Here is a 13216-nt window from a genome sequence, read left to right on the forward strand (position 1 = left end):
TTGCTTAGCATTGCTGCATGACGCATAAAAAGCAGGCAAACGATTCATTTTCACGAAAGGAATGCTTTACAGCGGCGCGTCATTTGATATGATGCGCCCCGCTTCCCCAGCGGAGGCAGGCCAGTACCAGTATTACCCCGTGGTGGGGTTCCCGAGCGGCCAAAGGGAGCAGACTGTAAATCTGCCGTCATCGACTTCGAAGGTTCGAATCCTTCCCCCACCACCATCTCTTCTCAAAATTTGAATTACCCCTGGTGGGGTTCCCGAGCGGCCAAAGGGAGCAGACTGTAAATCTGCCGTCATCGACTTCGAAGGTTCGAATCCTTCCCCCACCACCATCTCTGTTTCATCCCCTCATAATTAAATCAAACACCGACAATATGCTTTTTGCCCGGTGGCGCTGCGCTTACCGGGCCTACGAATATCCTCCAAAGATTTCCCTGTAGGCCGGATAAGGCGTAGCCGCCATCCGGCGCAACGCAAACAAAAAACCCCGCCTGAGCGGGGTTATAACGGCGCTGAATGCGTGCTTAGCGACGCGCGCGCACTACCTGATACTTACGCGTCAAATACTCTACCGGTGCGCTCCAGATGTGTACCAGGCGCGAGAACGGGAACAGGACGAACAGCGTCATGCCCAGTACCAGATGCACACGGAAAATAAAGGCCACGCCGTCCAGATGCGCAGATGCGCCGCCGTGGAAGGTCACCACCGATTGCGCCCAGCCCACCAGTTTCATCATTTCACTGCCGTCCATATGCTGCGCCGAGAACGGAATGGTCAGCAGGCCCAGCGCGCACTGCACCATCAGCAGGGAAAGGATCAGAATATCCGCCCCGGTGGTGGTCGCCCGTACGCGCGGGCTGAACAAACGGCGTTTCAGCAGTAGCAGGCCGCCCACCAGCGTAAGCACACCACATGCGCCGCCGGCGATCATCGCCATCTTCTGCTTCACGTCAATCGGCAGGAAAGATTCATACATCCAGTGCGGCGTCAGCATCCCCAGTAAGTGCCCTGCAAAAATGCCGAGAATACCGATATGGAACAGATTAGACGCAAGATTCATGCCCTTGCGATCCAGCATCTGGCTGGAGCCTGCCCGCCAGGTGTACTGACCATAGTCATAACGCAGCCAGCTACCGACCAGGAAGACGGTCCCCGCAATGTACGGGTAGATGTCAAAGAAGAACATATTCAGGAAATGCATTATTGCTGCCCCCCGTTAGAAATATTCAGATACTGCGGAGCGACAGCCCCCGCAAAACGACGCTGATGGGCGCTGATCTCCGACTCGCCACAGCTCTGTTCAGCAAAGAATTTCACCTGCTCTTCTTCCCAGACGGCGTCAAGCGCCTGCGGGGTGTCATCACGGGCTTCACCGGCGATTTTCTCGGCCACTTTGTCGCTGTCAATGGTGGTGTTCGCCAGATTCAGCAGCACGCCGAACAGCGTCGCGTACGGGCTTTCACGCTGTTGCAGACGCGCACTTAACAGCGCGAGGATCGGGGCGATGTCCTGCAAGCCACCCAGCGCCTCGTCTTTTGGCAACTGCGCCAGATATTCCAGATACAGCGGCAGATGATCCGGCAGTTCGCGGCTGTCGAGCTGCAGACCGTGGCGCTCATACTGCGCCATCAGATCCACCATCGCCTGGCCCCGGTCGCGGGATTCACCGTGCACATGCTCGAACAGCAACAGCGAGGTCGCGCGACCACGATCGAAAAGTTCGCTGTAGCGTGACTGGACATCCAGCATGTCCTGCTGCGTCAAATCACGCAGAAAGACCGTCAGCGCCTGAGCGTCGCTTTTCTCAAGATTTTCAGAGGAGGCGAAACCATCAAATAATTCCTGCTGATGCTGCCACAGGGCAGCATCCGGGTATTCCAGCAGGCGGGAAATCATCACCAGTTCGATCATGGGTGCGGCTCCGTTTTGCTGGTCACATCGACCGCGTCGATGCGACGGCTGTTGAACAGGTTAAAGGAGCTGTCAGATCCGTGGCAGCCATCGCCAAAGGTAAATCCACAGCCGCTTTTTTCCGGGAAGGCATCGCGCGCCAGTTCACGGTGACTGGACGGCACCACGAAACGATCTTCGTAGTTGGCGATGGCCAGATAACGGTACATCTCCTGCGCCTGGGCTTCGGTCAGCCCCACTTCTTCCAGCGCACGGGTATCGAGCACGCCGTCCACGGTTTCAGCACGTTTGAAGTGACGCATCGCCAGCATACGTTTCAGCGCCAGCAGTACCGGCTGGGTGTCGCCTGCGGTCAGCAGGTTCGCCAGGTACTGCACCGGAATACGCAGACTGTCGACGTCCGGCAGAATACCGTTGCTGCTCAGCTCGCCCGCATCGGCAGCGGACTGGATCGGTGACAGAGGCGGCACGTACCAGACCATCGGCAGCGTGCGGTATTCCGGATGCAGCGGCAGCGCCAGCTTCCAGTCCATCGCCATTTTGTACACCGGCGAGTTTTGCGCCGCGTCGATCACGCTCTGCGGCACGCCGTCTTTCAGCGCCTGGGCGATCACTGCCGGATCGTTCGGATCGAGGAACACATCCAGCTGACGCTGATAGAGATCTTTTTCATTCTCGGTGCTTGCCGCATGTTCAATGGCGTCCGCGTCATACAGCAGCACGCCGAGATAACGGATACGGCCCACGCAGGTTTCAGAACACACCGTCGGCATACCGGCTTCAATACGCGGGTAGCAGAAAATGCACTTCTCGGATTTACCGCTCTTCCAGTTGAAGTAGATCTTTTTGTACGGGCAGCCGGTGATGCACATGCGCCAACCGCGGCATTTATCCTGGTCGATCAGCACAATGCCATCTTCTTCACGCTTATAGATCGCGCCGCTCGGACAGGTCGCCACACACGCCGGGTTCAGGCAGTGCTCGCACAGGCGCGGCAGGTACATCATGAAGGTGTTTTCGAACTGACCGTACATCGCCTTCTGCATGTTCTCGAAGTTCTGATCTTTGGCGCGCTTTTCAAACTCGCCGCCGAGGATCTCTTCCCAGTTCGGGCCGTGCTCGATTTTGTTCATACGCTGGCCGGAAATCAGCGAGCGCGGACGGGCGATCGGCTGATGTTTGCTTTCCGGCGCGGTATGCAGGTGCTGATAATCGTAATCAAAGGGCTCGTAGTAATCGTCGATGCCCGGCAGATGCGGGTTAGCGAAGATTTTACCCAGCAGCGTCGCACGGTTACCCATGCGCGGCTGGATTTTGCCGTTGATTTTACGGATCCAGCCACCCTTCCATTTTTCCTGGTTTTCCCAGTCATTGGGATAGCCGATGCCGGGTTTGGATTCCACGTTGTTAAACCACGCGTACTCCATGCCTTCACGGCTGGTCCAGACGTTTTTACAGGTGACTGAACAGGTATGGCAGCCGATGCATTTATCAAGATTCAGCACCATGCCGACTTGTGAACGAATTTTCATTTTACGCTCTCCTGTACCTGGTCGTTGCCTTCGCCATCCAGCCAGTTAATATTTTTCATCTTACGTACCACTACGAATTCATCGCGGTTAGAACCGACCGTGCCGTAATAGTTAAAGCCGTAGGCCAGCTGTGCATAGCCGCCGATCATATGGGTCGGTTTCGGGCTGATACGGGTGACGGAGTTATGAATGCCGCCGCGCTGACCGGTGATTTCCGATCCCGGCAGGTTCACAATACGTTCCTGCGCGTGATACATCATGGTCATGCCGGACGGGACACGCTGGCTCACCACCGCACGCGCCGTCAGCGCGCCATTGCTGTTGAAGACTTCGATCCAGTCGTTATCCTCAATGCCCAGATCTTTGGCGTCGCTCTCACTCATCCAGACAATCGGGCCGCCGCGTGACAGGGTCAGCATCAGCAGGTTGTCGCTGTAAGTGGAGTGAATGCCCCATTTCTGGTGCGGCGTCAGGAAGTTCAGCGCTTTCTCCGGATTACCGTTGGATTTCTTGCCCATCACCGCTTTTACCGAGCGGGTGTCGATCGGCGGACGGTACACCAGCAGGCTTTCGCCGAAGTCACGCATCCACTGATGATCCTGATACAGCTGCTGACGGCCGGACAGCGTACGCCACGGGATCAGCTCATGAACGTTGGTGTAACCCGCGTTATAGGAGACGTGCTCGTCTTCCAGGCCAGACCAGGTCGGGCTGGAGATGATTTTGCGCGGCTGAGCCTGAATATCGCGGAAGCGGATCTTCTCTTCCTCTTTATTGGTCGCCAGATGCGTATGATCACGACCGGTAAACTCACTGAGCGCTGCCCAGGCTTTTACCGCCACATGACCGTTGGTTTCCGGCGCAAGTGTGAGGATCATTTCTGCGGCGTCAATGGCCGTATTCAGCATCGGCTGGCCTTTGGCCGGGCCGTCCGCTTTGGTGTAATTCAGCTTACGCAGCAAATCCATTTCGCTCTGGGTATTCCAGGCGATGCCTTTGCCGCCGTTGCCGATTTTCTCCATCAACGGGCCGATAGAGGTGAAGCGCTCCCAGGTGGCCGGGTAGTCGCGTTCAACCGGAATAATGTGCGGCGCGGTTTTACCCGGGATGAGATCACATTCGCCTTTTTTCCAGTCCTTCACATCCAGCGGCTGCGCCAGTTCGGCGGCAGAGTCGTGCTGGATTGGCAGCGTCACAATATCTGTCTCTTTACCGAGATGGCCGACGCACACTTCAGAGAAGGACATCGCGATGCCTTTATAGATTTCCCAGTCGCTTTTTGACTCCCACGCCGGATCGACGGCCGCAGACAGCGGATGAATAAAGGGATGCATATCCGAAGTATTCATGTCGTCTTTTTCGTACCAGGTGGCGGTCGGCAGCACGATGTCGGAATAGAGGCAGGTGCTGGACAGACGGAAGTCGAGCGTCACCACCAGATCCAGTTTGCCGTCGAGACCGTTATCCACCCATTCCACTTCTTCCGGCTTAACGCTGCCCTGCTGACCGAGATCCAGCCCCTGAATGCCGTGCTCGGTACCCAGCAGGTACTTCAGCATGTATTCATGGCCTTTACCGGAAGAGCCCAGCAGGTTGGAGCGCCAGACAAACAGGTTGCGCGGATGGTTTTTGCCGTTTTCCGGCTGCTCTGCCGCGAAACGGATGGTGCCCTCTTTCAGCGCCTTCACGGTGTAATCCACCGGGTTCATCCCGGCTTTTTCCGCTTCGGCGGCGATGCGCAGCGGGTTGGTGCCTAACTGCGGTGCAGATGGCAGCCAGCCCATACGCTCGGCGCGAACGTTAAAGTCGATCAGGTTGCCGCTGTAGCGGGATTTGTCCGCCAGCGGTGAAAGCAGCTCCTGCGCGGTCAGCGACTCATAGCGCCACTGGCTGGAGTGGTTATAGAAGTACGAGGTGCTGTTCATATGACGCGCCGGACGCTGCCAGTCAAGGGCAAACGCCAGCGGCTGCCAGCCGGTCTGCGGACGTAGTTTTTCCTGGCCGACATAGTGTGCCCAGCCGCCGCCGCTCTGACCGATACAGCCGCAGAAAATCAGCATGTTGATCAGGCCACGATAGTTCATATCGAGGTGATACCAGTGGTTCAGTCCGGCGCCGACGATGATCATAGAACGACCATGGGTTTTATCGGCGTTATCAGCAAACTCGCGGGCGGTACGGATGATCTGCGCGCGCGGCACGCCGGTGATTTGCTCGGCCCATGCCGGGGTATAAGCTTTGACCTCGTCATAACTGGTGGCGCAGTTGGCATCGTCCAGGCCACGATCGAGGCCATAGTTCGCCAGCGTCAGATCGTAAACCGTGGTCACCAGCGCGGTGCTGCCGTCGGCCAGTTGCAGACGTTTGACCGGCAGTTTATGGGTCAGCACGTTGTCCAGCGCCACGCTGTTGAAGTGCTCGGTGCCGTCGCCGCCAAAGTACGGGAAGCCAACGTCAGCGATGTCATCGTGATTGCCGAGCAGGCTCAGACGCAGATGCGCCTCGTCACCGGTTGTGCCGTCGCGCTGTTCGAGGTTCCACTTGCCTTTCTCGCCCCAGCGGTAACCGATGGAGCCGTTCGGCGCGATCAGTTCGTCGTTGTCGTTAACGGCAACGGTTTTCCATTCCGGGTTATTTTCCTGGCCGAGGGCATCCACCAGATCGGCGGCGCGCAGCATACGGCCTGCGGCGTAGTAACCTTCACGCTCTTCCAGCATCACCAGCATCGGCATGTCGGTGTAACGGCGCACGTAATCGGTGAAGTACTGGCTTGGGTTATCGAGGTGGAACTCACGCAGCATCACGTGGCCCATCGCCAGCGCCATCGCGGCATCGGTGCCCTGTTTCGGGGCCAGCCACAGGTCGCACAGCTTGGCGATTTCCGCGTAGTCCGGGGTAATGGCGACGGTTTTGGTGCCTTTGTAGCGAACTTCCGTAAAGAAGTGGGCGTCCGGAGTACGGGTTTGCGGGACGTTAGAGCCCCAGGCAATGATATAGCTGGAGTTATACCAGTCGGCGGATTCTGGCACGTCGGTCTGCTCGCCCCAGGTCTGCGGGGACGCAGGCGGCAGGTCGCAGTACCAGTCGTAGAAGCTCAGACAGGTGCCGCCAATCAGCGACAGGTAACGCGCGCCAGAGGCATAAGACACCATCGACATCGCCGGGATCGGCGAGAAGCCCGCGACACGGTCCGGGCCGTAGGTTTTCACGGTATAGACGTTAGAGGCGGCGATCAGCTCGTTCACTTCCTGCCAGGAGGAGCGCACAAAGCCGCCGCGACCACGCGCCTGTTTAAAACTTTTGGCTTTTTCCGCGTCTTCAATAATCGATGCCCAGGCATTCACCGGATCGCTGTGACGGGCTTTCGCTTCACGCCACATCTTCATCAGACGTTTACGCATCAGCGGGTATTTCAGGCGGTTTGCGCTGTAGAGATACCAGGAGTAGCTCGCACCACGCGGGCAGCCGCGCGGTTCGTGGTTCGGCATATCCGGACGGGTACGCGGGTAATCGGTCTGCTGGGTTTCCCAGGTGACCAGGCCGTTTTTAACAAAAATCTTCCAGCTGCAAGAACCGGTACAGTTTACACCGTGCGTGGAGCGCACCACTTTGTCGTGCGACCAGCGGTTACGGTATCCGTCCTCCCAGTCCCGGTTTGATTCATGAATCTGGCCATGCCCATCGGCAAAGGTTTCGCCCTTCTGTTTGAAGTAGCGAAACCGGTCCAGGAATTTACTCATCGGGTTTCTCCTGTAAGGAGCCTGTGCGGCTCTCTGGTAAATCGACATTGCTGCAAGTTGCGGCGAAGGTAACGCGCTGAATGATGACGGGAATTGATGGCGATCAAGGCACACCGGCTTAGTTATGGCGGTCGTTAAACGCCATACCACCAAAGGGGGATAACCTGGATTTTCATAACACTTTGAAATATAACGTATTTTTAAATTAACCCGTAATTTTACTGTCGATATTCAGCCATGCGGGGTATTAGGGGGTAGATGATTTCACCCTGTGACGCCGCGCAACGTTTTTCCACGGTGCAACGGGTGAAAAATTAAAGTATGTTGTAACTATATGAGGGGTAAAAAAAGCGCGGCGAGGCCGCGCAAGGATAATCAACAGTACTTACTTTTTATTAGAATTACGGCCATACACCGCCCAGGTGATGATCACACAGGCGACATAGAACACGAGGAACACTTTCATGGCATCGGCCGGGGAACCGGTCAGCGCCAGCGAGGTGCCAAAGGCTTTCGGGATAAAGAAGCCGCCGATCGCGCCAATCGCCGAGATAAAGCCCAGCGCGGCTGCGGTGTCGGTTGCCGCTTCGCGCAGCGCCTGGGCATCATCGCCGCCCTGCGCTTTCACGCGCTCAACGGTCATCTTGCGGAAAATCACCGAAATCATCTGGAAGCTGGAACCACTCCCCAGCCCGGCCGTCAGGAACAGCACCATAAACACGCCGAAGAAGGCTTCGAAATGACCGGCGCTGGTCGCCGTCGGCAGCGTCAGGAACAGCAGCGCGCTGAAAATGGCCATAACGATGAAGTTCACCAGCGTGACGCGGGTCCCGCCCAGACGATCCGACAGCGCCCCGCCACAGGAGCGGGCAATGGCGCCAATCAGCGGGCCAAAGAAGGCATAATGCAGCACATTAACATCCGGGAACTGGGTTTTCGCCAGCATCGCAAATCCGGCAGAGAAACCAATAAAGGAGCCGAAAGTTGCCAGATACAGGAAGCCGAGGATCCACAGATGGGCGCGTTTTAATACCGGTAACTGCGCACGGAGCGAGGCCTTCGAGGTCGCCAGCTCGTTCATGCCGAACCAGGCCGCGAGGGTGAAGACCACCAGGAACGGCACCCAAATCCATGCGGCGTTTTCCAGATACAGACGCGAACCGTCGGCCTGTTCAACGCCTGTGCCGCCAAAGGCCGCGAAAATGGACATGGAGATCGCCAGCGGTGCCACCAGCTGCATCACGCTCACGCCGAGGTTGCCCATGCCGCCGTTAATGCCCAGCGCGCCGCCCTGCTTCTCTTTCGGATAGAAGAAGCTGATGTTCGCCATGCTGGAAGCAAAGTTTGCCCCGGCAAAACCGCACAGCAGCGCAATGATGATGAAAGTACTGAACGGCGTGGTCGGATCCTGCACCACAAAACCTAACCATACGCAGGGTATGATCATGATCCCGGTGCTGAACGCCGTCCAGCGGCGGCCACCAAAGATCGGCACCATAAAGGCGTAAGGCACACGCAGCAACGCCCCGGATACGGACGGCAGCGCGGTTAACATAAACAGCTGATCGGTCGTAAAGTTAAAACCCACTTTATTCAGGTTTACCGCGACCGCACTAAACAACATCCACACGCAAAACGCCAGCAGCAGGCAAGGCACGGAGATCCACAAATTGCGGCTCGCCACACGATGGCCTTTTTGTTGCCAGAAAGCAGGATCTTCCGGACGCCATTCAGTAATGACGGATCCGGTAGCCCTTTCAGGAACGGAAGAGTGACTCATAGACACCTCTGATAATCAATTCAACGCCTGCCACCTTAGGGTTTACAGCGGCGCTTAAGTTGATATAAATCAAAGGAAAAGTTGACGGTCAGCGGCACAAAAATTAACCCTACTCCCTAATGGGCACTTAAAAGCGTCAAAAATAGTGTGGTTTTTCACGGCGCTGTAGGTATTCGCCGCATGCATGGATCTTTGTCATCCGGCATGGGCAATAAAGAGGTAACTCTTTTTAGGTATGGGTATACTCCGGGGTATGTCCGACAATACCGCCTCACTCGCACCTGTCCCAGGTCTGGAGCTGCCCTGACGATGTTAAAACGCCTGTTTTCTCCCCTCACGCTGGTTAATCAACTGGCGCTGATCATGCTGCTGTCCACCCTTATCGGCGTGACGGGCATGGCGATTTCCGGCTCGCTGGCGCAGGGTGTCCAGGGCAGCGCCCATGCCATCAATAAAGCCGGTTCACTGCGAATGCAGAGCTACCGCCTGCTGGCGGCCATCCCGTTGACTGCTGACGATCAGCCGCTGCTGGATGAAATGTCGAAGACCGCCTTCAGCCCGGAGCTGGCGCAGGCCGCTGTGCGTGACGACCAACAATCACAGCTGATCGCCCTGCAAAATTTCTGGCGCAGCGATGTCGAGCCGGGCTTAAAACGCGCCCGCGAACCGCAGGAGGTTTCCGCGGAAATCGCCACCTTTGTTAATCGCATTGATATGCTGGTGACCGCTTTTGATCACAGTACCGAACAGCGTATTGAGCGCGTGGTGGTGATGCAGTGGGCTATGGCGGCGGTGATGGGTTGCCTGCTGGTATTCACTATTGTCTGGCTGCGCGCCCGCCTGCTACGTCCGTGGCAACAGCTGGTGCGCATGGCGCGGGCGGTCAGCCACCGGGATTTCACCCGCCGGGCGAATATCAGCGGACGCAATGAAATGGCGACGCTGGGCATGGCGCTCAATAATATGTCCGCGGAGCTGGCAGAAAGCTACGCCGTGCTGGAGCAGCGGGTGCAGGAAAAAACCGCCGGGCTTGAGCAAAAAAATCAGATCCTCTCCTTCCTGTGGCAGGCCAACCGCCGCCTGCACTCTCAGGTCCCCATGTGCGAGCGTATTTCGCCGGTGCTGAACGGCCTGCAAAGTCTGACGCTACTGCATGATATCGAACTGCGTATTTACGATATTGAAGATGAGGCAAACCACCAGGAATTTACCTGCCAGTCGGACGCCAGCTGCGACAATATCGGCTGCAATCTCTGCCCACGCAGCCAGGAAGCGTCCCCCGCAGGGGGTATAACCCTCAAGTGGCGGCTGGCGGATGCCCATATGCAATATGGCCTGCTGCTGGCTCAGCTGCCGCCGGGCCGTCATCTCAGTCACGATCAGCAACAACTGGTGGATACGCTGGTGGAACAGCTCACCGCCACCCTGGCGCTGGAGCGTCATCAGGAGCGCCAGCAGCAGATGATGGTGATGGAGGAGCGCGCCACCATTGCGCGGGAACTGCATGACTCCATCGCCCAGTCGCTCTCCTGTATGAAGATACAGGTCAGCTGTCTGCAAATGCAGGGGGATACGCTGCCGGAAAACAGCCGCCAGCTGCTGGGTCAGATCCGCAATGAGCTCAATACTTCCTGGGCGCAACTGCGGGAGTTGCTTACCACCTTCCGCTTACAGCTCACTGAGCCCGGTCTGCGCCCGGCACTGCAGGCCAGCTGTCAGGAATACAGCGCCCATTTTGGCTTCCCGGTCACGCTGGATTACCAGTTGCCGCCCCGCTTTGTGCCCTCGCATCAGGCGATCCATCTGCTGCAAATTGCCCGTGAAGCCCTGAGCAACGCCCTTAAACACGCCGGGGCCACTGAAGTAACCGTGTCGGTGACCCAACAGGCGCAGCGGGTAACGCTGTGCGTGACAGACAACGGGTGCGGCATCCCGGAACATGCCGAGCGCACCAACCATTATGGCCTGATTATCATGCGTGACCGCGCCCAGAGTTTGCGCGGCGACTGTGTGATCCGCCGCCGGGAGGCCGGTGGAACCGAAGTGATAATCACCTTCATACCTGAAAAGCTTCTCTCATCACGACCAGGAGATAACGATGACTAATCCGGAACCCGCCACTATCCTGCTGATTGACGATCATCCGATGCTGCGCACCGGCGTTAAGCAGCTCATCAGCATGGCAAACGACATCACGGTGGCTGGCGAAGCCAGTAACGGCGAACAGGGCATTGAACTGGCCGAGGCGTTAGATCCGGACCTGATTTTACTGGATCTAAATATGCCGGGCATGAACGGCCTGGAAACCCTCGACAAGCTGCGGGAGAAAACCCTCTCCGGGCGCATCGTGGTATTCAGCGTGTCGAATCATGAAGAAGACGTAGTGACGGCGCTGAAACGCGGCGCGGACGGTTATCTGTTAAAAGATATGGAGCCGGAGGATCTGCTGAAAGCGCTGCAACAGGCTGCCGCAGGAGAAATGGTGCTCAGCGAAGCGCTGACGCCGGTGCTGGCCGCCAGCCTGCGCGCCAACCGCGCCACTTCTGACCGTGACGTCAGTCAGTTAACGCCCCGCGAGCGCGATATTCTCAAACTCATCGCCCAGGGTTTGCCGAACAAAATGATCGCCCGCCGTCTGGACATCACCGAAAGCACCGTCAAAGTTCACGTGAAGCATATGCTGAAGAAAATGAAGCTGAAATCCCGTGTCGAAGCCGCCGTGTGGGTACATCAGGACCGGATTTTCTGATCAGGGCGCGGGCAGCAGCAGCCAGCGCGGATCGCTGACAGGTTCACTGGTCAGCGGTTGCGTCAGCACCAGCGTGATTTCATTGGATGAAACGCGCTGCCCCTTCTCATCTTCCACCGTCAGCGACAACGTCCAGCGATTGCTCGCGCCTTCACGGGCATCCCAGGCAGGCATAATGATGCTCCAGCCTTCAGGCTGATGAGCATTGACCGGCGGCGTCAGGCTCAGCGCCTGAGTATCGCCCTCCCAGACAACGTTACGAATGCCATGAACGCTGCGCACCTGCACTTTCAGCTCCACCGTTTCGCCGGGGGAGAGATCCCAGGGCGGCGTGGCGAGGAACACTGACAGGGTTTTACGCTGGCGCTGTTCCACCACCGGCAGATTGTTGCGCGTCGGGCTGTCATAGCGACTGCCGCGCAGCGAGCTGGTTTGCGCCACTTCGCTGGCGGAAAGCTGCTTTTTCAGCGGTACGCCGAAACGATAATTCAGCTTAAGCCCCAGATCGTTCTGGCTGTCGCCGCTCTCCCCCTGCTTATGCTGCGCGGTGAGCGTGACCAGCGGCACCGGGGTATAGTTCAGCCCCACTTTCACCGCCATCGGGTTGTGATAACCGGTGCCGGAGTCAAAGAGATCGACGCTGTCGCCAAAATACTGTTCCAGACTGAGGCTGGTATTGAGATGCTGATAAAAGGGCATCCGCGCCTGAGCGGTAATATCGTAGCCGCGCGCCATGCGCTGTTGCAGGGTCGCGCCGTCATCATGCCAGCCGGACAGCGGCTCATAGTAGTTGGCCGACAGCCGCAGGTATTCCCCCCAGGCTTCCGCACCGACGCCCGCGCGTTGCAGATGGGTGTCAATCTGGTTGTCGTAAAAGGTGTTGTAGCCCAGCAGCCAGTTGCCTGCCATCCAGCGCTGGCCGATGCCCGCGTTGCTGACCAGCCCATCTTCCTGCTGGGTCAACCCCAGCTGGCTCCAGCTTAAATAGCGGTTATTGTCCTGCCAGGGAATAAACCAGCTGCCGGAACTGCCGGTAAAGCGCCCTTCATCATTGACCTGCACGTTGACGCTGGCGTTGCCCCAGGGTGACAGTAACGACTCCACCTGCTCGTTCACTTCGCCACTCACCGCATCGCGCACCTTATCCAGCGCAAACTGCCGCGCTTGCTGTCCGGCGCTCAACGTACTGTCGCTCTGGCTGGCTTCACCGAAGGCCTTCGCCATCTCTGCCAGATGCTTTTCGCCGTTGTTGGTGGGCGGCGCCATGCCCAGATCGGGCAGGCCGTCTGCATCATTATCAAAGGGATTTTGCGCCTGCTGGTTCCAGCCGGGCGTAGCCGCGTGGCTGCCGCCTGTCAGCAGCAGAAATAACAGGAAAGGATGAAATGGTCTTAACGCTTTACGCATCAATATCTTCAGCGACGTCTCACCTGCCGGGTAGTTGAGCGGTTATAAAAGTCAATGCTAACGTTTTTTACCCGTGGTTTCAGCTTTCTG

At 57.5% G+C, this 13216-nt stretch carries 8 protein-coding genes and 2 tRNA genes; 4 read left to right on the forward strand and 6 right to left on the reverse strand.

Annotated elements, in window-relative coordinates; all coding sequences use genetic code 11:
* Window positions 1-141: 141 nt before the first annotated feature.
* Window positions 142-226: transfer RNA gene (locus BMF08_RS16640), tRNA-Tyr, on the forward strand.
* 27 nt (window positions 227-253) lie between these two features.
* Window positions 254-338, forward strand: a tRNA-Tyr gene (locus BMF08_RS16645).
* 192 nt (window positions 339-530) lie between these two features.
* Here BMF08_RS16645 and narI read toward each other — a convergent pair.
* From narI to BMF08_RS16670, 5 genes are all read right to left on the reverse strand, one after another.
* Entirely contained in the window at window positions 531-1208 is a 678-nt protein-coding gene (gene narI, locus BMF08_RS16650) for a respiratory nitrate reductase subunit gamma (protein WP_072568652.1), read from the reverse strand.
* Window positions 1208-1918: a nitrate reductase molybdenum cofactor assembly chaperone gene (gene narJ / locus BMF08_RS16655; protein WP_072568653.1), complete on the reverse strand. Its 711-nt coding sequence runs from the start codon at window positions 1916-1918 to the stop codon at window positions 1208-1210. Before narJ ends, narI begins: the two co-directional genes overlap by 1 nt.
* The gene (narH, locus tag BMF08_RS16660; protein WP_072568654.1) at window positions 1915-3450 is read right to left on the reverse strand and encodes a nitrate reductase subunit beta; all 1536 of its coding nucleotides are present in this window, start codon (window positions 3448-3450) and stop codon (window positions 1915-1917) included. The genes narJ and narH overlap by 4 nt, the downstream gene beginning before the upstream one ends.
* On the reverse strand, window positions 3447-7190 hold the full coding sequence (locus BMF08_RS16665; RefSeq protein WP_072568655.1) for a nitrate reductase subunit alpha: 3744 nt from the start codon (window positions 7188-7190) through the stop codon (window positions 3447-3449). The genes narH and BMF08_RS16665 overlap by 4 nt, the downstream gene beginning before the upstream one ends.
* 385 nt (window positions 7191-7575) lie before the next feature.
* Window positions 7576-8970, reverse strand: coding sequence for a NarK family nitrate/nitrite MFS transporter (locus tag BMF08_RS16670; RefSeq protein ID WP_072568656.1), 1395 nt, complete (start codon window positions 8968-8970; stop codon window positions 7576-7578).
* Window positions 8971-9279: 309 nt separating this feature from the next.
* Between BMF08_RS16670 and narX the strand changes: the two genes are divergently transcribed.
* Window positions 9280-11076, forward strand: a complete 1797-nt coding sequence (gene narX, locus BMF08_RS16675; RefSeq protein ID WP_072568657.1) for a nitrate/nitrite two-component system sensor histidine kinase NarX — start codon at window positions 9280-9282, stop codon at window positions 11074-11076.
* Complete coding sequence (narL, locus tag BMF08_RS16680; protein WP_072568658.1) at window positions 11069-11719, forward strand: two-component system response regulator NarL; 651 nt, start codon at window positions 11069-11071, stop codon at window positions 11717-11719. The genes narX and narL overlap by 8 nt, the downstream gene beginning before the upstream one ends.
* Here the strand turns inward: narL and BMF08_RS16685 are convergent, their stop codons facing one another.
* The gene (locus tag BMF08_RS16685; protein ID WP_072568659.1) at window positions 11720-13126 is read right to left on the reverse strand and encodes a YchO/YchP family invasin; all 1407 of its coding nucleotides are present in this window, start codon (window positions 13124-13126) and stop codon (window positions 11720-11722) included.
* Window positions 13127-13216 lie beyond the last annotated feature (90 nt).

It is taken from the genome of Enterobacter sp. SA187 (genome assembly GCF_001888805.2).
Taxonomy (GTDB): domain Bacteria; phylum Pseudomonadota; class Gammaproteobacteria; order Enterobacterales; family Enterobacteriaceae; genus Enterobacter_D.